Source organism: Streptosporangium sp. NPDC002524 (assembly GCF_040295985.1).
GTDB lineage: Bacteria > Actinomycetota > Actinomycetes > Streptosporangiales > Streptosporangiaceae > Streptosporangium.
In genome coordinates this window covers 237,557-257,584 of the sequence record NZ_JBEOWK010000012.1, presented here as the reverse complement: position 1 = coordinate 257,584, position 20,028 = coordinate 237,557, and the positions used below count along the sequence as shown (strand labels likewise).

The following is a 20,028-nucleotide window of genomic DNA, read 5'->3' as shown; positions in this document are numbered from 1 at the left end:
GTACGCGATGTCACCCCTGGGGGGTTGCATGGGGTGCCCTCGGCCGCCCTGCGTTCCGGTGCCTATGCATGGGGTTGTCTCTATGCATGGGGTCCCCCCACGCATGGGGTACCTCGGGCGCATGGGGTCCCCCGGAAATCCACCGACCGTCGGAACGCCAGACCGGCCGAACGTGATCCTCATCAGCACCGGCCAACTAACGACACTCTGAGGGGAACACCATGACCGAGTTGCCTCCCGCGGTCGCGCGGTTCGTCGCCGACGCCGACCCCTTCGAGCGGGGCGCCGGCCAAGCAGCCGACGCGGCGAAGAAGTTCGGCCGCGACGCTGACAAGGCGGCCCTGTCCGCGCGGAAGATGGGCATCGCGGCCAACGAGGCTGGGGAGCGGGCCGCTCGTGCGGGCCGGATCGCGGCCGAGGCGGCCGAGAAGGCCGCCCGCGGGTTCCTAAAGGAGGAGCGGGCCGCCGAGCTCGCCGCCCGCGCGGTGCGGGAGCTGGAGCGCGCCGAGATCGCCCAGGCCGCCGCCGCCATCGCCTCGGGCGAAGCGAGCGAGAAGGCCGCCCGGGCCCAGACCCGGCAGGCCGCCGCCGCCGTGAAGGGGGCGAAGTCGGCCGCCCTCATGCGGGGCGAGCTCGTCACGCTGGTCGCCGCCGGGGTGGCCATCGCGCCGGCGTTCGTCACCGCGGGCGCCGGGGTGGCCTCCTTCGGCGCGCTCGCGGTGCCGACGGTGAAGAAGGTCGTCGAGGGCGCGACGAAGATGGGCGAGACCTGGGACTCGCTCTCCGATGGCCAGAAGGCCAGCTCGGCCTCCACGCGGATGCTGGTCACGCAGTACAAGGACCTGACCAAGGCCGTCGAGCCGGACGTACTGCGGGTCTACAACAACGCGGTGGCCGAGACGGCGCGCATCATGCCGAAGCTGGAGCCCATCACCCGGGCGACCGCCAGGGCCCTGGTCGATCTGGAAAACCAGATGGGCGACGCGCTCGACAGCGATCGCGCGGCCCAGTTCTTCTCCTTCGTCGAGGCCCAGGCCGGGCCCACCGTGCACGAGCTCGGCAACGCGCTGGGGTCCTCGGCGCACCTGGCCGCCTCGCTGACGGAGTCGCTGGCACCTCTGGCGACGACCGGCCTGTCCGTCGTCGGCATGTCGGCCAAGCTGCTGGCGAACCTGTCGGACCTGTCTCCGGAGCTGGCTCAGCTCGCCGTCCTGGGCATCGGTCTGCGCGGGCCTCTGTCGAGCGCTGGCGAGGCGATGGGCAGAGCCGGGGAGAAGTACAAGGCGGCCACCGCCGGGGCCTCTGGCGCGAGCAAGGCCACACGGCTGCTGAACGTGGTCACCGCGGCCGGGCCGAACATCTACATGGCCGCCGGGTTGGCGATCGCCTACTTCGGCCTGAAGGCGCTGAACGCGAAGTCGGGCGCGGACCGGCTGGTCGAGTCCATCAACCTTGCGAACAAGGCGATGGGCAACAACCTCTCGGGCTACGTCGCGGCGAACCGGGCGCTGGACCGGCAGCTCACGCCGTCGACCCTGCGGGCTGCTCAGGCCGCCCGGGACCTCACCGGCAACGTGACGACCACGAGCGTCCAGATGTACCAGGGCGCCCAGGCCGCGCAGGCGTTGACGAAGGAGTGGGTGAGCCAGGCCAAGAGCGATAACGATCGGAAGTTCGCCAACGTGCGGGCCGGGGCCGCCGCCCTGGGCAAGCAGTACAACGTCACCGCCGAGAGCGCCGTGCGGCTGGCGACGGCCGCCGGCGTCGACCTGTCCAAGGGCGTCATGGAGGGCGGCAACGTCTCGGCGGATGTCGCCGCGAAGATCAAGCGCTACAGCGATGCCGTGAAGCTGGCCAACGACCCGACGCTCGTGGTCTCCGAGTCCTGGAAGATCGCCGCAGACTCGGCCCTGGGCTTGAAGGTCCGCACCGACGCGCTGAACACGGCGATGAACGCCTTCTTCACGCCCGCGCTCAACGTGCTGTCGGCCAGTAACCAGATGCGCGCCGCCCTGGACGCCAGCAACAAGGTCCTCAAGGACGGCACCTCGACCTCGCTGGAGCGCTCACGGGCCCTGGAGAGCCAGCTCGGGCCGCTCGGGGCGTGGGTCAAGGCCCAGGGCGACGCGGGCAAGGCGGTGAGCCTGTCCGACAAGGCGATCCGCGATCAGTTCCCGTCACTGCTGCGCTTGTCGAAGGGCAGCGAGATCGGCAGGACCGCCGTTGACAGCCTGGTGCACTCGATGCAGGGCACGATCACCCGGGCCAAGGGCGCGACCACGATCGTCGATCGGTACGGCAACCAGATCCGGCTTCTGCCGAACGGCAAGACCACGGTGATCAAGGCGGACGCGGCTGCGGCGCAGGCGAAGCTGCTGGCGACCTGGAACGCAATCCACAAGATCCCGCCCACCAAGTCGACCGCGGTCAAGGCGAACACCGGTCAGGCCAACTCCGCCATCTCCGGTGTCCGGGGCAACCTGAACAGCCTGCGTGACCGGGTGGTCCGGGTCAGCGTGGTCTACAGCAGCACCGGCAGGGCGACCATCAACGGCACGCCGAGCGTGGGCGCGTTCGACCGGGGCGCGACCGGCGGCCTGGTCACCGGCTCCGGTATCCGGCGGGCCCGGGGCGGGCCGATCGACGGCCCCGGCACGGAGACCTCGGACTCCATCCCGGCGTTGCTGTCCAAGAACGAGTACGTGATCAACGCCAAGCAGACGCGCCGCTACCTGCCGATTATCGAGGCGATCAACGCGGGCCGGTACGCAGGCGGCGGCCTGGCCGGGTACGCCTCGGGCGGCAAGGTGACCCCGGTCGGCGGGGTCGACGTCTCCACGGCGCAGTGGAGAGCGCTGGGCGTCGCCCTGGGCAAGGACTTCATGAAGGGGATGACCGGCAGCACGGCCGAGATCGCTTCCATGGATCGCCGGATGGAGCGCACGATCGCGAAGCTGTTCGGTGACAAGAAGACGACGCTGGACACGAAGCTGATCCGCTACCTCGATCGGCACTCGGAGCGTCTGCAGGACCTCTCGGAGCGGCGGGAGCTGGCCCGGGAGGGGCTGAAGGAGGGCAAGCAGTACGCGGCCACCTTGACGTCGAACGCGAAGAGCTTCGCGGGTCTCGGTGGGCTGGACGGGCCGACCGATGCCCGGCAGATCCGCCAGGGCCTGACCATGAAGCTCTCGGACCTGACCCGCTTCACGTCCGTGATCAAGGCGCTCGGCAAGCGCGGCCTGTCCAAGTCGATCCTGCGGCAGGTTCTCGACATGGGGCCGGAGGACGGCCTGAAGTACGGCGAGATGCTGCTCTCCACCGACAAGACGACGTTCAACGACTTGAACTCGACGCAGAAGGCCCTCGACCGCGCCTCGGCGTCCCTGGGCTACCAGGGCGCCGACATCCTCTACGACGCAGGCAAGAACGCTGGGAAGGGCTTCCTGACCGGCCTCAACGCCGAGCTGAAGTCGCTGGACAAGACCATGGACGCTCTCGCCGCTCGGATGGCCAAGGGCATCAAGAAGTCCCTGAAGATCAAGAGCCCGTCGCAGTTGCCTGCCCTGCGTAACGCGGGCGCGATGACCGTCGCCGGCGTCGCCGCGGGCATGGACGACGGCCTGCCCGCCGTCGACGCCGCCGCGCAGCGCCTGGCCGCCCGCCTCGGGCAGGCGCCGGGTGTGCGCCGCGCGCCGATGGTGGCGGTCGCCGCCGCTGGCGGCGGCCGAGGCGGGACCGTCGTCCACCACCACGCGACCACCATCACCGTGCAGGGGTCCGTCTGGTCGGAGGCCGAGCTGTTCAAGGTCCTGCAGAAGCGCTCCCTGGAGCACAACCGGCGCAACAGCAGCAACGGCCTGTCTCTCGACAACCGCAGATGATCGTCTTCACACCGAGAGGAACCCATGAGCGCCGAACTGCTCGCCTTCGTCCGTGCTCGCGTCGCCGAGGCCGAGCACCCCTTCCCGCCGGGTTGGCTCGACCACCACCACCCGCCGGCCGGATCCTGTCCGGCTTGCGAGGCGCCCGCACCGTGCCGGGTGCGCGCGGTGGCCGCCGCCTACGACGACCAGTTCGAGCTCGACCACGCTCTCGTCGGCACCTACGCCGAGGCCCTCGCGCGGCACGCCGAAGACCCGGACGGCGAGAGCCCAGAGCAGCAGAACCGGCGCCGCGCGCTGGAGCTCGCCGTGCAGGACCGCGCCCAGGCCGACCGCCACTCCCTGGAGTTCCGCCCGGAGTGGGCACAGACCACTGTGCGAATCCATCTCGACACGGGCACGGCCGAGGTCCGTCCGCTGGGGGAGACCCTCGGCGCGCTGGTCCGGCTCGTCTCGGCCGGCCAGAGCATCGAACAGCCCGAGCCGGGCGACGCGCACACCCTGACCGAGGCCGTCGTCGAGCTCCAGGCCGGGACTCACCCGGGAAGTCTCGGGGCGGGGATCCTGGTCTTCGCCAACCGGCTGCTCGATGAAGCGGCCACAGCGCGTGGAGAGCGCCGTGCGGACGTGTGGCGGCGCCTGGCTCTGGAATTCGCCGTAGAGGCCGCGAGCGGCCCTCAGAGGCCCTCGTAGCGGTGGTGGCGTCCGAGGGACCTCAGATCCTGCAACAGGGCCTTGGGGAGGAGGTTACCGCCTGGAGGCGCGGTGTACGGCGGTGGTGCTGACGGGAGGCCGGAGCAGGTGCGGGGGCAGGCCGTCGTCCGGGTCGCCGCCCTCGGCCAGCTCGCCGGTTCCGGTCAGCACCACGTTGGAGGTGCGCGTACCGGCCGAGGCCGGGTCAGCGCCGACGTCGACGGCGCGCAGTCCCGCGCCCGCCAGGGCTTTCGCTGCGGTGTCGGCCGCCTCGCTGCGGCGGTCATCGGGGGACACCAGGTAGAGCCGGGCCTGGTCGTCCTGGACGAAGAGGCAGACGCCGCCCGGGAAGGACAGGTCGGCCGGGAAACCGGTGTCGTCGTCGCGGACGTCGAAGCCAGCCGCGGTGAGAGCCGCTTCGGCCTGCTCTCGGAGGTTCTGAGCGTTCAAGAGGGGGACTCGCTTTCAGGGTCAGGGGTGAGAAGGATGATCACCGCCCGAAAGCGGTGATCATCCTTTTTCGATGGTATTCGCGATCATGAACCGGTTGTTAGTCCAGCCCTCGGAGGGGCCGGGTCAGGCGGCCTCGCGCACCTCGACGAAGACGTCCACCTCGTGCCGCTCGCAGATCAGGACGTGGGTGACGGGCATGTGGTACTCCCACCGCCAGCCGCCCCGGCCGAACCCTGCCGTCCACCGGGCCGCCTTCGCCGTACGGACGTACGTGATGTCGTCGGTGTGCGGCCCGATCGGGCACACCGCCCCGATCTTCTGATGATCCATGTGGATCTCCTTGACTCGTTGGCTGGGGGTGGTGATCGCACGATGGCACGACGCGAGGGCTACCGTCGCGGCCTCGCCCGGCACCCCGGTCCGCAGGGGGAGAGGTAGCGGCACGGCCTCACCCTCGACGGGCCCGTACGGGCCGTTTCCGGAACTCCGGGCGGGTGCCGCTACCCGCTACCTTCGGCCGTTCTCGCAGATCAGGCAGGTAGCGGCAGAGGTAGCGGTGCCGCTACCTCGACCAGGCGCCGCTACCCTCCCCGGCGGCCGGTCCGCAGGATCCCGGCACCGGCCCGGCGACGGTCTCGCGAGGGCCGCACCGAGGCGCCGGGGACGCCCGGCCGGCGCAACCGAGGGGCCCTGGAGAGGGCCCGAGAGGGTCGATCGCAGGTTAGGTCGGTGAGTTAAGTCGGCCTAACCGAGTTAGATATCTAACCCGGGCTCCACGAGGGCGTAACCGGTGCCTGACCTGCGAAAAGTTAAGTAGTTAGGTGAGTTAGGTCGGCCCGCTTCACGGCCCCTGAGAGGCCCTGAGAGCGTTTCTCCAGTGGGGGGCGTCTCCACCTAACCTCTGTAGCGGCGGCCCCGCTACGGGTAGCGCAGCCGCTACGGGGGCCGCTACGCGATGACGTGCGCGGACGGGGCCCTGTAGCGCGTAGCGGCCCCCGGCGGGGAAGGCGGGAACCGGGGTCCGGGCCCGTGCTGGGGGCCGCTACGGCCGCTACCGCTACGCCTCGGTGATCGCCGAAACAGTGACTCGATATAGCCCCCTACGGCAGAGCTACCGGTGATATGTGGTCACTTGGAGTAGGTTTCCCGGATGTTCACACTCACCCTGACGCCAGCGCCGACCCCTACGGTGACCGTGACGGAGACCGTGGTGGTTCCCACTGCACTTCCTACCCCCATGATCACTATCGCTCCGCCGCTAGAAGGTGGTCTTGACTTCTGGAAAGACGTTTTCTTTGGGGACTTTTTTGGGGCACTTATTGGTGCTGGTGCGGCTATCGGTGTGGCTTATTGGCTCATCAAGCGGGAGCGTGAGGCCCGACTGGAAGAGAGGCGTCACGATCGTATCGAAGCCTTGATGGCGGCGCTTACGCGGCTGTTCAAGAGCCTGGTTCGAGAAGATGAAGAAGAGGCTAAAGTCGCATACGAGACGGTTCTGGATCATATGTTCATAACGTCTATGATTGGACGGCTAGAAGACCCACATTCTGCATTCAAGCGTTGGCTGGAAAAACATCAAAGTCTTCTGATGAAAGCATGGAGAAAACGAAAAGAAGATGGCGGATATGAGGGGGCCGCAGACGTCACCCAATCCCTAATTTCTGGCATTGCAGTATGGGCAGAAAGGCCCAAGTTGTGGGAATTTGATGCTCCCGACGAAGAGACTATTGACCAACTCTTCGAAAGCACCCTAGCTACTCCATCGCCGCGACCGTCAGAGTGAGAAACGCCAGCAGGTCGGTGCTGCGTGAGGGGCTGCTCGTCGAGCACCTCCGAGATAGGACGCTCCTGCCTGACGCCCGTATCGGTCCTCCCCGCAGCAAGATCCACTCTCTCGAGGGAGTGGACCGCCTCGATCACGGAGCAGCGCCCGTGACAGGGGCCGGGGTGTCACGGCCAGCGTGACAGGTGGAGAACTACAGGTCGGGGCCCCGTGACACCTGCGTGACACTCCCTCGTGACCCCCTCCGTGACAGTGGACATGCCGCCACGAAGCGCCAGGCGTGACACCCCGCGAGGCGTGACCAGGCTTTTTCCCGGCTCCGGGAAAAGGTCCGGGCGGTCCTGCCGGTCAAGGTCGCGGCACCTCGCCGAGGTCGCGGCGCCGCGACCCTCGCCGCGACCTGTCCGGCCTGGGGGAACGATGGAAGGTCGCGGGTCGCGGGCACCTCGCGCACCCCCGTTCCGGGGCCGGTTTCGAGGGTCGCAGGGTCCGCCGGCGCCGCGACCCAACCAGCCTGCAGGCCCCCGCACCCGAGATGCCTGAAATTGTCCGGCAGGACGTTACCGTTCCGATGTTCCACCCTGTCGGCGTCAATCAGACGGAGGAGAAATCATGGATATGGACGAAGAGCTATACACAGTCGCTGGGAAGAACTTGCGGCCGTTCGTTGAGCGGTACCTCGAAGAGCTCGACAAAGCAGATCCGATCGCGTGGCCAATGGTCGAGTTAATCCGCAACCCGGAAACGAGCGAGGAAGACCTCTCGTTCTTTGGGCCTGTGTGGGTTGCGCAACCGGTCAATACACGAACGTGGGGTCATGCGGGCAGCAATGAGGAAATCCTGTTGTTCGCAGTTCTGGCTTCATTCTCGGCTCGCGATCTCCCATGGGGCGGATCCGAGGACCACATGCGGAAGGCGTTTGAGCACATGCGCCAGATTGGAGAAGTCGAGGCGGCTCGTCGCCTTCGCGCCGAGGTGGTCACAGAGGCTACCCGCGAGCGCGATCGCGGTGACGAGATGCGCAACATACTCCTGAACGAGTCCTTGAGGCATGACCCTGGCAAGCTTGCGGCGCACGATCAGGAGATCGCCAAGAACGCGACAAGGACGCTTCGCGCAGCAGCCGCCCTCGATCCCGATGGCGGAACAGACCTTTGGTGAACGACGTTTTCTGACCCCCACGACCCACCTGTGGGTCCTACGTGGGGGCGCGGCACCCACACGACCCCCACACCTGGTGGTCGCCGTACGACCGTGCGGTCCCGGCCGACGCGCTGGGCGTCGACCGGCCGGGCGTTGCAGGAAGACGCGGGTCGCTCTGCGCGCCGGGCCGCCGGCGGAGGTGCATGGGGTCCCCGGCACATGGGGTCGGGTGGGCACATGGGGTCCCCCCGGGGCCGGGACGCGACCGGTCGCGACCACCCCGCCGGTCGCGACCGCTCCCGCGACCGGTCGCGGACCGCGACCCGGACCGGCCGGACGGTCGGCCCGGCCGCGGCCCGCCGGGAAGTCGGTCGCGGGCCGTGCGCCGTCGCCCCTGCTCGACGGCCGGTTCCCGGTCGCCGACCGGTCGCGCTCCGGTCGCGGATCGGTCGCGACCACCCCGCGACCACCAGCTCGTCGGCGACTGCGGACAGAGGGTGAATCACCCTCTCTGCGGTGCGCTTGAACCCTCGGGCCGGTACACCCTCAGTACGACCCCGGTACGGCCTTAGTACAGGGCAAACGTCCAAGATCAGTACACCCTCAGTACGGGCCGGTACACCCGGCCGGTACCCCCTTACCGCCGACCGGTAACCCCCCTTACCGGTCGGTGGTAGCCCCTCGGGGGGGGTTACCGGGGCACGTCGAGGACGCTCCGGTGCCTCGGCGCGTTCCCGCTCGCGTTTCCCGATCGGGAAACGGTCCGGGAAACGGCGAAGAAACGGTGACCCGCCTCGACCAGGGCGGATCGGGCCGGACCGGCGGATCCGGTAGCGGTCCGCTACCCCCGACTCTGTGACGAGTCGGGGGCGACTGGTCACGGAGTCGGCGCCGTCCTGTTCATCGGAAGTGACCGCGGCCGGGCCGGTGCCGTGTCCACCGGACCGCCTTCCGGGGCTGGTCCGCCGGGCAGTCCGGTGCACGGCTCGACGTCCGGCCGGCCGACGGTCAGCGTGCCGCGGCTGGTCACTCCGCCGTGCGATCGTGGCCACCCTCGGCGCCGCGCTGGCCGGTCGCCGGACCACCCCGCCGAGGGTGGTCCAGTCGGTCCCATCCGGGGCCCGCGAGGCGGTCGGCCGGCACCCTCGGCGCGCGCCTGCTCGGGCCGGGCCGTGCCACCCGACGACCGCCTCGACGGACCCGGCACGAGGTGGCCGCCTCGCCCCGGTCGGGCCGGTCGAGGCGACCTACCTGCGGACCGTCCCGCGTGTCACCCTCGGCCAGGCCCGCCTGGATGGCCGTCGAGGCGGCACACTGCGCACGCCTGGCCGGGCGTGACCAGCGGTGACCGGCCGGTCCAGGTGGCACGCCGGGTGGCCGTCGACACCCCGGCCTGAGCCGTACCGCGGCCCCTCGGCAGCCGCCCCGTGCCACCTCGACCGGCCCAGCCGGGGACCGGCGCAACGCGAAACACCCTCCCCCGGATCAGTCGGGGAAAGGCGTTCCGAAGTGGGTCATTCAGCAGCATGCGGCGGAGTCGATCGGGTACCGGTAGCTCACTCCGAGGCGTCCCCGTAGCGCCCTTCTCGCCAGGCCTGGACGTCCTCCGGCCACTTCGTCCACCAGGACTCGACGGCGGCGTATCGAACGTAGAGACGCCAGCACGTCGCCGTCAGGTCCTCCTGCCAGACCTGGCCGAGGGTCTCCCAGCTCCCGGCGACGAAGGAGAACCGGCGCCCGATGGGGTCGTGAAGGCGGTCGGAGTTGCCGCCGAAGAACATCAGGAGGTACTGGACGAGCTTCGCGATCTCTCTGGGTTGGGGGTCGGGCTTGTGAAGCGCTGGCATGTTCCCGACCAGGTTTTTGATCACGTAGTCGCTGTATGACGGGTCGCTCGGTGGTCGATCTTTCTCGGCGACCTCCTTCCAGAAGTTGGGATCGTCGGGGCCTGGCAGGAAGCTGAGGAGGTTGGAGAGGCGTTGCAGGTCAGGATCGGTGTGGGTGGTCACCCCGTCATCGTGACCGCGTAATGGCGGATTGCAATGTCCGCCCGAGAAACGTCCGGCTTCGGTCAATGAGAAGGGCCCTCGCCGTACGATGGGGAACTGGCTGGGTGGTGAAATCGTCCGAATGGGTCATTCGCCGGTCGGCCAGTAGCGGCAGTCGACGCACACGCCGGCCATGTACATGAATGAGCCCTGGGAGACGGTGACGGGCCAGATGCCGCGCTGCTCGCCGGGGGCGAAGAGGGTGACGGTGCCGCAGCCGTCGCACGTGCGGTCCCGCACCGACCCCCTGGGCAGAGAGGTCAGGTGCGGGCATCGGCTGCACACGACCAGGCCGGGCTTCCACGCGGCGGCGGTCACCGGCTGAGGGTGCCAGGGGTCCGGGGCGTGAACGCAGGTGTCGGCCTTCCCCGCGCACCAGGTCATGAGCGCGGTGAGCAGGCCGAGCCGGATCCAGCCGGGATGCTCGGAGGGCGTCCGGGCGAGCAGGGGTGTCCCTTCGGCTTCGGTGAGGGCGGCCAAGCCGGTGCGGACCTGGCGGGTAGCGGCGTCGCCCTGGTCGAGGAACCACGCCTGCCCGGCGTCCTGGTAGGCGGTCCGGAGGCGGGTCAGGACGTCGCCGAAGTCGGATCGCTGGAGTAGGTCGTCCATGGCGAGCACGGCCCGCCCGATGGCCTGATCACGCATCGCTGTCTCCTTCTTGAAGGGGGCCAAGGGGGCCAAGGGGGCCAACTTTTGTGACACACCCCTGTTTGGCCCCCTGGCACTCTTCGCAGGTCACGGGGTTACGGGTTGGCACCCTTGCCGTCCGGGGTCGGGAGGTTGGCACTCTGCTCGGGAAGCGCCTGCCACCATTCGGGCGCACCGTTCGGCCCGGTGCAGAACTTCCGGGCGACCACAGCGAGTCCTTAGCGGGCGCGCTTCAGGGTGCGCTCGGAGATGCCGTGTGCCTCGCGGGCCTCTTCGGCGATGTCCTTGGACCTGACCCATCGCCCGTCGAGGGCGTCGCGGAGGAAGTCCGCAGCGGCGACCTTGGCCTTGACCTCCTCGCGGTCGCCGCCCGCCAGCACCTCCTCTACCGACCGCTCGGCCTCGCCGTCGAAGATGAACAGGCCAACGTCGGCCATGCCTTTCGGTGTCTCGACCTTCGCCGAGTCGATGCGGTAGGCCAGCGACGGCAGATCGGACCGGCCGAGGCTGTTCTTCGTCTGGCTCATCACCCGCGTGTCGCTGTCGGGGTCGCAGGCGAAGCCGAAGACGGCGCGCGGGACGTTCTTGAACGCGCCCGATCCGGTGATCAGCGACGAGGGGTCGGTGCCGATGCCCTTGCCGAAGTGGGCAATGCCCAGCATCGTGCATCCCGCTCGGTCGGCCAGCCGCGCGAGCGGGTCGAGAACGGTCCGGGTGTCACGTTCCTTGTGAGTATCGATCTTCGCCGCGATGGTCGACATCAGCGGGTCCAAGACGACGAGCTTCGCATTCAGCTCTCGGATCGAGGCCTCCAGTAGGGCAAGGTCATGGGGCAGGCTGATGGTGCCCGTCTCGTCTTCGCTCACGACCGCCTCGACGCGCCACACCCGACTGAGGTCGGCCCCGGCCGCCATGAGCCGGGGCACGAGGGTGTGCTTCCAGGAGTCCTCTACCGCCACGTAGATCACGGCGTACGGCATGCCGAACAGGGGGCCCGTAAGAGTGCCGGTGGTGATCCGCGCGGCCATCCAGATGCCGAACGAGCTCTTGCCCGTGCCCTCGCGCCCGGCGGCCACCACGAGCGCCCCGGACGGGATGCGCCCGGCGCCATCGTCCTCCCACATCCACACGACCGGCTCGGGCTCGATGTCCGAGGCCCGGGTGAGGCGTAGGTGCCGCTGGAACGGCGCCTTGGGCGCCTCCGCCTCCTCATCCGGGAACGGCACCTCGGACGTGTCCGCCCCGCCGTCGAGAAGGCGGCGCACCCGTTCGTACTCGCTCATGCGCTCGCCTCCGTCCGAGGCGGGGGGCGCCCTCCCACTCGACCGGCCCACCCTGGTACTCGGCCTCTCGCGGCCCGGCCGCGGCCCGGCGCCGGGCGAGCTCGTCGTACGTCGGCGTGCTCGCGAGACCGCGGACACGCCGGGCCAGCTCGGCCCACGCCAGGCGCATGTCTTCCTCGGCGTGCGCCTGGCCGACGCGATGGCCGGCCTCATACCCGGCCCGGTAGCCGTCCTCGAACATCAGCCGCTCGCGCTGGCTCTGCGCATCGAGGTCGTCGAGCAGCTCCGCGGCGGCCAGCAGGTGACGGCGCTCGATCGGCGAGGGCATCAGGGTTCACCCCGTTGCGAGGTGTCCGCGCTGGTGTTCTCCGGGACGGCCCCGGCCGCCTCGGCGAGCGCGATGCCGAGGCTCCGGAGCAGGTCCGCGCGAGTCACCCGGTAGGCGTTGCCGAGGCGTTGGACGGGGCAGGGGAACTCGCCCGCGCGGGCAAGCTCGTGAGCCTTCGTCCGGCCGAGGCCCCAGGCGCGTCCGGCGGTCACCAGGTCGACGGCGACGGGGAGCGTGAGCAGCTCTTCCAGCGTCATGGCGTTCCCGGTGCGCGGCGTACGGGGACGCCGGGTGCGGGCCGCCGATTGGGTGTGCGTGGGGGCAGGCTGCGTTTTCATGTCGCGCCTCCGATCAGTTCAGGGCCGGAGCCGAGGGCGGCGAGGCCGACGGCGACCAGGGCCACACCGGTGCCGATGGCGTGGGCGGTTTGGCGGAGGATGTGGCAGGCCGTGGCCAGTAGCAGGAGGGGGACGACAACGCTGATCTGCAGGGTGCGGGCGGCCACCCGGGGCCAGCCCGCACGGCGCCGGGCGGCGCGTATCTCAGCGAAGGTGCAGGCTCGCGCGGCGGCGGGCGAGCCGACCGGCCGGGTCGAGGCCAGCACCCACGCGAGGACAGCCAGCAGGACGGTCAGGATGGTGCTCATCGGACCTCCAGGTCGCTCGTGGCGGCCGAACCGAGCAGCAGCCACACCAGCGGCCAGGGCAGGACGTCGGCCTTCGCGTGGTTGCACGGACCGCACGCCAGCACGAGGTTCCGCGGCAGGTTCCGCCGCCACAGCCGGTACGGCACGTAGTGGTCGAACGTCGCGGCGGCCAGGTCAGCGAACGCGGCCCGGCAGTAGAAGCACCGGGCGCCGCCGTCGCGCTTGGCCAGTCGGCGTTTCAGGGCGAGGCCCGGTTCCCGTCGCAGGCACCCGGGGCGGCGGCGGCTCATCTCGGCTCCCCGGCGGTGATGGCCTCGGGCTGCGCTGCCTGGCGGATGGCGTGACGGCGCGCGTCGGGAGTGGGGTGGCTGCCGACGATCCACCCGGCCAGCCGGTAGAAGCGCGACTCCTGCGAGAGAGCGGCCAGGGTCGCGGTGACGATGGCATGACCGTCCATGCCGACCGCGTCCAGCAGCCGCACCGAGTAGCGGTCGGCCTCGTACTCCTCGCGCCGCTGCACCCGGGCGGAGGCCAGGCGCGCGGCGATCGCGGCGACGGCCGCCGCGGCGGTCACCCAGACCGGCAGGCCGACGATGATGGCGGCCCCGGCGAGGCCGGCGGCGGCCTGCGAGGCGGCTTCCCACTGGCGGATGGCGCCCTGGCCGTGACGTAGAGCGTGGTGGGCGACCTCGTGGACCAGCACGCCGTACAGCCGCATCTCGTCGTCCAGCAGCTCGGCGCCCAGAATCACGCGCGGCACCGAGTCGCAGTGGACGCCGTGGGACAGGCCTCCGTCTTCCATGGTGGGGTCGATGGTGACGAGCACGGCCGGGGCGTGCGCGGCGCGGACCAGTGCACTGGCGAGCTGTGCCACGCCCGGCGGGATCACCTGATGGACGGACTCGTCCAGGGTTGAAGGCAGCGTGCTCATGCCGCCCTCCCCGCGCGTGCCTGAGCCACCAGGGCGAGGATCTTCTGGGCGAACTGCTCGGCGTCGTCCAGCGACGCCTCTTCCTGCCCCCACCACTGGAAGAGGTCGCCGTAGACCGGGTCACGGGTCAGGGTGACGTCATCGGACCCCGGCCCGGCGGGCGTCGAGTAGCACACCGGGGCGTCGTGGAAGACGCACCACGGGGCGCACTCGGGGCCGCCGGCCGCGCTCTGGCACGCGGCCCGGTGCTCGTCTGCCTGTCGCTGCCGCTCAGCCCGGGGGACCGGCATGTACAGGATCTCCGTGGCGCTCATGCCGCCCTCCCTGACACCAGCACGGTCACCGCACCCGGCCCATCGAGCCGGTAGAGCGGTACGGTCTCGCCCGTGGTGCGCTCGTGCATCTCCACGTCTCGGGCGGGAACCTCGGATGCCCAGTGCTGCCCGATCTCGTCGGTGCCGTGGTCCACGAGCACCGTGGGGAACCGGCGCCGCACCCCCGCCTCCTCCAGGGCGCCGGACAGCATGAAGGCTTGGCCCACCGCCCGGCGGAGACGACTGGGCTTCGGCCACAGGCGACGCCACGCGGACTCGTCCCCCGGCGTGTTGGTCGCGCCGAGCTTCCTGCTCTGCCAGTCGCGCCGCCACACCTCGACCTCGCCGAGGCGCTCGAGGCCCTGGAGGATCCAGGCGATGGTCTGCTCAGGCGTGTGGTCGCCGCGGCGGGTCGGCATGTCGGAGGCGTACAGGGCCACGGCCCACTCCTGCATCGGCATGGCCAGGACGGCGGCGGGAACGGTGGGGGCCGCGGGCCGGTCGAGCTGCTGGACGGCGCTCATGCCACACCCGCCTCACGGTCGATGGTCTGCTGTGCGGTCGGGTCGATCAGCAGAGCGGCCTCGACCAGGGCGCGGCCGAGCTCGGAGGCGCCGTGCATGGCGACCAGGGCCCGGCCGAGCAGGACGGCGTCTCGCGCGGTCATGCCGAACATCTGGCCGTTGACGAACTCCGTGCCGGGGTACCAGCTGGTCGACATCCACACCGCCGCTTCCTGGTCGGGCGGCTGGACGACGGCGACCATCGTCGAACCCTCGTCGGCGCCGGGGACCGTGTCGATTCCGGCCACCATGCGGTTGTGGTTGTAGCCGGGCGAGTGTCTGCGCTCGCACCACGACGGGCACGGCGTGACGGACCTCGGCCGGGGGAACGCGGCCTGGTTGAGCTGATGAACGGCGCTCATGCCGTACCTCCGGGCGTCTGGTCGTTCGTGGACTGGTCGAGGTCGCCGAGCAGCTGGCCCGGCGCGGTGATCTGCAGGTGGCCGACGGCGGCGAACGCGGCGGCCAGGTCGTCGCGGCCGAGGATGCTCAGCCCGCCGAGGATGTCGGCGAGGTCGGCGGCAGTCTGCGGGGAGATCTCCAGGCCCCGCTCGCGCTCGTCGAGGGTGTAGACGATGCGGACGAACGGCTCGTCGAGCCGCCCGCCGCTCTCGGACTGGAGCAGCAGGGCCCACACTCGGCCGGGGCCGTCGAAGGTGCCGAGGATGGCCCGGTGGGCGAGGTCCGGCCCTTCGGCGTGGCGGACCTGGCACCAGGCGTAGCGGCATCCGGAGACGCTCACACGCCACCTCCTGACAGCCAGAAGGCGCCCAGAAGGGTCGTGGTGAAGTTCCACCACGTGCGGCCGACCAGCGCGTCGATCAGCTCGCCGAGGTCGCCCGCCTCGGCCGAGCTGATCTCCGACATGCGGATCTTCCCGTCGACCATCGGGAAAGAGATCTGGACGACCGGCTCACCGGCCGGGCCGGTGAGCCCGTTGGCCTGGAACAGGGTGACGCGGATCTCCTGCGGGGCCCCGGTCTCCGCGTTGAGCGTGGGCGTGCGAAACGGGGCGAATTCCAGGCGGTGAGGCTGCGGCGGGTCATCGGTCTCGTGGGTGACCTGGCACCAGGACACCGCGCACCTCGCCGAGGCGCTCACGTCCTCGGCCGGTGGGGCGACCTCGGCCGACCGGACGGTCTTGATGGCCTTCCCGAGCGCCAGGTGCAACCGCTCGGCCACCTCCACGTGAAGGCACTCCCCCACCGGGCCGCCGCACATGACCGGCTCCATGACCACGTTCGAGTGGAATGGGAAGACGCTGATGTGTGGGCCCTGCCGGACCGCCTTCGGAGAGGCGTCGGCCTCCAGGCCGAGCATGGACACGAGGATGGGGAACTCGCTGGCGCTCATACGGCGGCCTCCTTGTTGATCAGGGTCCAGGCGTCCACCAGCGCGGCGGCGAACGCCGGGCGGGACTCCTCGATGAGCAGGGCGAGCGCCTCGTTCAGCGTGACCAGCCGCGACCCCTCCGCGCCGAGTACGACCCGGATGGTGGGCTCGTCGCGCCCGGCCTGCTGCAGCGCCACCGTCATGAGGCCGTGAGTGGAGTCGACCGGGCGGCCCACCGTGCCGAGGTGCTCACCGGGCGTCTCGTGCGAGCTCCGGCACCAGGCCGGGCAGGACCGGGCGCTCACGCCGTGGTCCCGGAGGTCTGGCCGCGACCGGCGGCCACGAGGTCGAGCAGGGCGCGGGCGTACGCCTCGGCCTGGTCGAGCGTGAACTCGTCGCGGGTGACGGCGTAGGCGAGGATCGCGGGGCCGTCGTCGGTGTTCGTGAGGTAAACGTCGCTGTGCTCGCTCGGTGCCGGGCGCATACAGAACCCGTCCTCGACGTGCTGGCCGCCGACGCGGTGCGAGGTGCACCACGGCGCGTGCTCGGTGGCGCCGCGGCTGAGGTAGTGCGCGGGCATGGTGGAATGGCTCATGGGTCAGGACTCGCTTCCTGGTCAAGTCCCCTGCACGGCGCTGGAATCGCCGTGCAGGGGGCGTTCTGGTTTCCGGGGTCGAACTGGTCAGGCGGCTCGGGGGGCCGCGCGGACGGCGAGCAGGATCCGGGCGGCCACGAGGTGGTAGCAGCGCCTCGACTTCACCCCGGCCGGGCATGTACAGGACTGCTCGGCCGTGAGGTAGGTCGTGCTCCCGTCGCTGCTCACCGACCGGAACAGGTGCGGCCGGGAGGTCGGCAGGATCGCGCCCTGCTCGATCGCCTCGCGGGCCTTCTCGACCTGGAAGGGTTTGAAGTCCGCGACCTTAGATTCAAAGAGTCAAGGCAACACATTGGGCTGGGGTCCGGTAGCCGAGGCACTTGCGGGGGCGGTTGTTCAACCGGGCGGCCAAGGCGTCGAGGTCGGCTTGGCTGTGCAGACCCAGATCGGTGCCTTTCGGTAGATATTGCCGGATCAGCTTGTTCGTGTTCTCGTTCGTGCCCCGCTGCCATGGGCTGCGCGGCGCTGCGAAGAAGACGTCGACGCCGGTCGCTTCGGTCAGCAGCCGGTGGCCGGCCAATTCCATACCGCGGTCCCAGGTCAAAGTGCTGAGCAGACGAGTATTCATCCGTGAGAACGCCTGCTGCAGGGCGGGGATGACGGCCGTGGTGTGACGACTGGGCAGCGCGACCATGGTCAGGTAGCGGGATTTGCGGTCGACCAGTGTCGCAACCTGGCTGTTCTTGGCTCCGACGATGAGATCGCCTTCGAGGTGGCCGAGCTCGGTTCGGGCGTCGGCTGCGTCAGGTCGTTCCTCGATCGGCCGTGCCCCGGTGATCTGGGAACGCCACTGGCCCTTGACCGTGTTCTTCTTGTTCTTGCGGATGGGACGGCGCGTGCGCAGCTTGGTGCACAGCGCGCGCGGGATCACCTTCCACCGGGTCGTGTAGATCGCGCGGTAGATGCTTTCGTGGCTGATCCGCATGAGTGGGTTGCCGGCGTACATAAGTCGCAGATGTCCTACGATCTGCTCCGGAGACCACTCGTTGTCGAGCAGTTCGATCACCAGCTGGCGCAGCACCGGGTTGTCCTGCAGGGCTGACGGTTTCGGGCGACGTGCCTGCTCTTGAGCGCGTTGCTCGGCGGCGACCGCGCGATACTTCACTCGGCCGCCGTTGCGGGCGACCTCCCGGCTCACCGTGGATGCCGGGCGGCCGATCGACACGGCGATCGAACGTAGTGAGGCTCCAGTCTCAAGGCCGCGAGAGATCGATTCCCGGTCCTCGGCGCTCAAACGGTCGGCCCGGCGCACCCGCTCGGTCGGCGCGATGCCGCCATGGTGCTTCAGCACCGTGAAAACCGACCCCGGGGGCTTGCCCAGTGCCCGGGAGATCACGCTGATGGAGTCACCGGCACGCCACCGCTGCCACAAGTCCTCTTTCATAGCGTCCGACATTCCCGGCCGACCCATCCGAGCCACGATCCACCCATCCACCAGCAGCGTTGCGTTGATCGTCTGAATCTAAGGCGTCGGCGGTGAGGGTGATGACCCAGCGGCCCGTGGTGTCCTTCGTGGCGTTGAGCTTGCCCGAGGCGGCCCGGCGCTGGACGGTGCGGATGCTGACGCGGAGAGCGGCGGCGGCCTCGCGAGTGGTGACCTGAAGGCTCTTGGTCATCAACATCCCCTTGATCGGAACTTATGTCCGGACCTCGCATCCGGAACTGTGTTGCGCTTTCGACGTTAGCGCAACAGGTGTAGGTTCCGCAACCGTGTTCCGGTAGCCTGTTCTCATGACCGAGGAAATGAGCCCCCTGGCGCTGCTCGACGCGACCACCACTCGATACCGCGAGACGGAACAGGCCCACGAACACGCGAGGCAAGAGGTGGTGGCCGCCGCCCTGGCTGCCCTGCGCGCAGGAGAACGGCCCACCGACGTCGCTGAACACTCGCCGTTCACCGACTCCTACATCCGGCGCGTGGCCCGAGAGAACGGCATCGAGCCCGCACCTCGTGGGAAGAGACCGAAGTCGCGGGTCGAGTAGATGGCTCAGGTGGTCCATCCGGATGGCACTCCAAGGCACTGCGAGGGTTCATGTCTCTACGTAGTCAAGCCGCGGCGCGACCCCGGGACGATGCACCCGCGGTGCACCCTCGGTGCTCTCTGAGCGCTGCCAGTGCATCGCCGGTACGACCCTCAGGGAGGCGAACGTGGACGTCGTAAGCGAGTGGACCGGCCGCCACGCATGCGCCCTACAGGCCGCGCTACGCCTGTCACAGGAGGAGTTCGCCGGACAGCTCGGCGTCGCCCGTCGAACGGTCGCCTCCTGGCACGCGCGACCGGCCATGGTCCTCCGGCCGGATCTACAGCGCGCCCTCGACACCGCCCACGAGCGCGCCGCGACGGCGGCTCGCGCACGCTTCGCCCACTACCTCAACCCGGTCCCGTCTCAGGACGCCGGCCAGGGCCGAGCGCTCACCGTCGCCATCGCCATCGTCACGAAGCCGGGGCATGTCCTGCTCGTCTGCAGGCGCGACGTCGAGACCTCCGGCCTGTCGTGGACCTTCCCGGCCGGGGTGGTCAAGCCGGGCGCCGGCGCCGAGCTCGCCGCCGTACGCGAGACCCTCGCCGAGACCGGTGTTCACTGCGCGGTGCGCGCGACCCTCGGCAGTCGCCTCCACCCGGTCACCGGCGTCCACTGCGAGTACTACCTGTGCGACTTCCTCACCGGGGACGCCGCGAACCGGGACGCCGACGAGCACGTGTCGGTGATCTGGGCGCCCGTCGCGTCCCTCACCCGCTTCATCCCCGCCGAGCAGCTCTTCCCGCCGATCCTGCACGCCCTTGAGGAGGAACCGAGTGAACGCCCCTGACGAGCGGCCAGCGGTCGCGGCTGCGGTCATCGTCGAGGACGGCCGGGTCCTGCTGATCCGCCGAGCCGTGCGAGAGGGCGACCTGTCGTGGGCGCTGCCCGCCGGCCAGGTCGAGCCGGGGGAGTCCGGAGAGCAGGCGGCCGTACGGGAGGCTCGGGAAGAGACCGGCCTGGAGGTCGCCGCCGTCAAGAACCTCGGGGAGCGCACTCACCCGGCCACCGGCCGCCGCATGATCTACGTGGTGTGCGAGGTCGTCACCGGCACGGCGTACGTCGCGGACCCGGAAGAGCTCGACGCCGTCGCCTGGTGCGACCGGGCCGGGGTCGCCGAGCGGGTGCCGTTCCCGTTCTTCGGGCCGGTACAGGAGTACCTCGATGGCGCCCTGGGGTGATCGAGGGGGCGCCGGTGACGCTGACGGTCGGCGCGGCGGGCGGTGACCCCGGCCGCCGACCCGCGCGACGGCCAGGGTCGCGCGCTCGTCCCGGTCAGCCCCCGGCCGTACCCGATGAGCTGAT

At 70.0% G+C, this 20,028-nt stretch carries 27 protein-coding genes; 7 read left to right on the top strand and 20 right to left on the bottom strand.

The features are described 5' to 3' along the window. Window positions 1–221 precede the first annotated feature (221 nt). Window positions 222–3,881, top strand: coding sequence for a hypothetical protein (locus tag ABT053_RS22550; protein WP_350971047.1), 3,660 nt, complete (start codon window positions 222–224; stop codon window positions 3,879–3,881). Window positions 3,882–3,905: 24 nt separating this feature from the next. Next, on the top strand, window positions 3,906–4,574 hold the full coding sequence (locus ABT053_RS22545; RefSeq protein ID WP_350971046.1) for a hypothetical protein: 669 nt from the start codon (window positions 3,906–3,908) through the stop codon (window positions 4,572–4,574). Window positions 4,575–4,628: 54 nt separating this feature from the next. Here ABT053_RS22545 and ABT053_RS22540 read toward each other — a convergent pair whose 3' ends face one another. Further along, the gene (locus tag ABT053_RS22540; RefSeq protein ID WP_350971045.1) at window positions 4,629–5,024 is read right to left on the bottom strand and encodes a hypothetical protein; all 396 of its coding nucleotides are present in this window, start codon (window positions 5,022–5,024) and stop codon (window positions 4,629–4,631) included. 126 nt (window positions 5,025–5,150) lie between these two features. Then, a complete protein-coding gene (locus ABT053_RS22535) occupies window positions 5,151–5,357 on the bottom strand; it encodes a hypothetical protein (protein WP_350971044.1) in 207 nt (68 codons plus the stop codon). An 820-nt stretch (window positions 5,358–6,177) separates the two neighbouring features. On the opposite strand from ABT053_RS22535, the gene ABT053_RS22530 reads away from it, so the two are divergent. Together ABT053_RS22530 and ABT053_RS22525 are read left to right on the top strand one after the other, a co-directional pair. Next, window positions 6,178–6,810, top strand: coding sequence for a hypothetical protein (locus tag ABT053_RS22530; RefSeq protein ID WP_350971043.1), 633 nt, complete (start codon window positions 6,178–6,180; stop codon window positions 6,808–6,810). Between the two features lie 612 nt (window positions 6,811–7,422). Continuing rightward, window positions 7,423–7,971 (top strand): hypothetical protein, encoded by a 549-nt coding sequence (locus tag ABT053_RS22525; RefSeq protein ID WP_350971042.1) that lies wholly within the window; start codon window positions 7,423–7,425, stop codon window positions 7,969–7,971. Between the two features lie 1,538 nt (window positions 7,972–9,509). Here ABT053_RS22525 and ABT053_RS22520 read toward each other — a convergent pair. From ABT053_RS22520 to ABT053_RS22435, 18 genes are all read right to left on the bottom strand, one after another. Next, window positions 9,510–9,962, bottom strand: coding sequence for a hypothetical protein (locus ABT053_RS22520; RefSeq protein WP_350971041.1), 453 nt, complete (start codon window positions 9,960–9,962; stop codon window positions 9,510–9,512). 126 nt (window positions 9,963–10,088) lie between these two features. Further along, window positions 10,089–10,646 carry a hypothetical protein gene (locus tag ABT053_RS22515; protein WP_350971040.1) on the bottom strand — a complete coding sequence of 186 codons (558 nt, stop codon included), beginning with the start codon at window positions 10,644–10,646 and terminating at the stop codon, window positions 10,089–10,091. A 221-nt stretch (window positions 10,647–10,867) separates the two neighbouring features. Next, window positions 10,868–11,914: an AAA family ATPase gene (locus ABT053_RS22510; RefSeq protein WP_350971039.1), complete on the bottom strand. Its 1,047-nt coding sequence runs from the start codon at window positions 11,912–11,914 to the stop codon at window positions 10,868–10,870. Continuing rightward, on the bottom strand, window positions 11,859–12,260 hold the full coding sequence (locus ABT053_RS22505; protein ID WP_350971038.1) for a FliH/SctL family protein: 402 nt from the start codon (window positions 12,258–12,260) through the stop codon (window positions 11,859–11,861). Before ABT053_RS22505 ends, ABT053_RS22510 begins: the two co-directional genes overlap by 56 nt. Beyond that, complete coding sequence (locus ABT053_RS22500; protein ID WP_350971037.1) at window positions 12,260–12,598, bottom strand: hypothetical protein; 339 nt, start codon at window positions 12,596–12,598, stop codon at window positions 12,260–12,262. The genes ABT053_RS22505 and ABT053_RS22500 overlap by 1 nt, the downstream gene beginning before the upstream one ends. After that, window positions 12,595–12,906, bottom strand: a complete 312-nt coding sequence (locus tag ABT053_RS22495; protein ID WP_350971036.1) for a hypothetical protein — start codon at window positions 12,904–12,906, stop codon at window positions 12,595–12,597. The genes ABT053_RS22500 and ABT053_RS22495 overlap by 4 nt, the downstream gene beginning before the upstream one ends. Further along, the gene (locus ABT053_RS22490; RefSeq protein ID WP_350971035.1) at window positions 12,903–13,196 is read right to left on the bottom strand and encodes an HNH endonuclease; all 294 of its coding nucleotides are present in this window, start codon (window positions 13,194–13,196) and stop codon (window positions 12,903–12,905) included. Before ABT053_RS22490 ends, ABT053_RS22495 begins: the two co-directional genes overlap by 4 nt. Beyond that, window positions 13,193–13,837, bottom strand: coding sequence for a M48 family metalloprotease (locus ABT053_RS22485; RefSeq protein ID WP_350971034.1), 645 nt, complete (start codon window positions 13,835–13,837; stop codon window positions 13,193–13,195). Before ABT053_RS22485 ends, ABT053_RS22490 begins: the two co-directional genes overlap by 4 nt. Continuing rightward, a complete protein-coding gene (locus tag ABT053_RS22480; protein WP_350971033.1) occupies window positions 13,834–14,151 on the bottom strand; it encodes a hypothetical protein in 318 nt (105 codons plus the stop codon). The genes ABT053_RS22485 and ABT053_RS22480 overlap by 4 nt, the downstream gene beginning before the upstream one ends. Further along, window positions 14,148–14,675, bottom strand: a complete 528-nt coding sequence (locus ABT053_RS22475; protein WP_350971032.1) for a hypothetical protein — start codon at window positions 14,673–14,675, stop codon at window positions 14,148–14,150. Before ABT053_RS22475 ends, ABT053_RS22480 begins: the two co-directional genes overlap by 4 nt. Beyond that, window positions 14,672–15,076 (bottom strand): hypothetical protein, encoded by a 405-nt coding sequence (locus ABT053_RS22470; RefSeq protein WP_350971031.1) that lies wholly within the window; start codon window positions 15,074–15,076, stop codon window positions 14,672–14,674. Before ABT053_RS22470 ends, ABT053_RS22475 begins: the two co-directional genes overlap by 4 nt. After that, window positions 15,073–15,456 carry a hypothetical protein gene (locus ABT053_RS22465; RefSeq protein ID WP_350971030.1) on the bottom strand — a complete coding sequence of 128 codons (384 nt, stop codon included), beginning with the start codon at window positions 15,454–15,456 and terminating at the stop codon, window positions 15,073–15,075. Before ABT053_RS22465 ends, ABT053_RS22470 begins: the two co-directional genes overlap by 4 nt. After that, window positions 15,453–16,067, bottom strand: coding sequence for a hypothetical protein (locus ABT053_RS22460; protein WP_350971029.1), 615 nt, complete (start codon window positions 16,065–16,067; stop codon window positions 15,453–15,455). Before ABT053_RS22460 ends, ABT053_RS22465 begins: the two co-directional genes overlap by 4 nt. After that, window positions 16,064–16,351: a hypothetical protein gene (locus ABT053_RS22455; protein ID WP_350971028.1), complete on the bottom strand. Its 288-nt coding sequence runs from the start codon at window positions 16,349–16,351 to the stop codon at window positions 16,064–16,066. Before ABT053_RS22455 ends, ABT053_RS22460 begins: the two co-directional genes overlap by 4 nt. Further along, a complete protein-coding gene (locus tag ABT053_RS22450) occupies window positions 16,348–16,641 on the bottom strand; it encodes a hypothetical protein (RefSeq protein ID WP_350971027.1) in 294 nt (97 codons plus the stop codon). Before ABT053_RS22450 ends, ABT053_RS22455 begins: the two co-directional genes overlap by 4 nt. A gap of 87 nt (window positions 16,642–16,728) precedes the next feature. Then, the gene (locus ABT053_RS22445) at window positions 16,729–16,869 is read right to left on the bottom strand and encodes a hypothetical protein (RefSeq protein WP_350971026.1); all 141 of its coding nucleotides are present in this window, start codon (window positions 16,867–16,869) and stop codon (window positions 16,729–16,731) included. 103 nt (window positions 16,870–16,972) lie between these two features. Further along, window positions 16,973–18,085, bottom strand: a complete 1,113-nt coding sequence (locus ABT053_RS22440) for an IS30 family transposase (RefSeq protein ID WP_350971025.1) — start codon at window positions 18,083–18,085, stop codon at window positions 16,973–16,975. Beyond that, the gene (locus ABT053_RS22435) at window positions 18,048–18,317 is read right to left on the bottom strand and encodes a helix-turn-helix domain-containing protein (RefSeq protein ID WP_350971024.1); all 270 of its coding nucleotides are present in this window, start codon (window positions 18,315–18,317) and stop codon (window positions 18,048–18,050) included. The genes ABT053_RS22440 and ABT053_RS22435 overlap by 38 nt, the downstream gene beginning before the upstream one ends. 115 nt (window positions 18,318–18,432) lie before the next feature. On the opposite strand from ABT053_RS22435, the gene ABT053_RS22430 reads away from it, so the two are divergent. From ABT053_RS22430 to ABT053_RS22420, 3 genes are all read left to right on the top strand, one after another. Beyond that, window positions 18,433–18,684: a hypothetical protein gene (locus ABT053_RS22430; RefSeq protein WP_350971023.1), complete on the top strand. Its 252-nt coding sequence runs from the start codon at window positions 18,433–18,435 to the stop codon at window positions 18,682–18,684. A 166-nt stretch (window positions 18,685–18,850) separates the two neighbouring features. Next, window positions 18,851–19,513, top strand: a complete 663-nt coding sequence (locus ABT053_RS22425) for an NUDIX hydrolase (protein WP_350971022.1) — start codon at window positions 18,851–18,853, stop codon at window positions 19,511–19,513. Continuing rightward, window positions 19,500–19,904 carry an NUDIX hydrolase gene (locus tag ABT053_RS22420; RefSeq protein WP_350971021.1) on the top strand — a complete coding sequence of 135 codons (405 nt, stop codon included), beginning with the start codon at window positions 19,500–19,502 and terminating at the stop codon, window positions 19,902–19,904. Before ABT053_RS22425 ends, ABT053_RS22420 begins: the two co-directional genes overlap by 14 nt. Window positions 19,905–20,028: the final 124 nt, after the last annotated feature.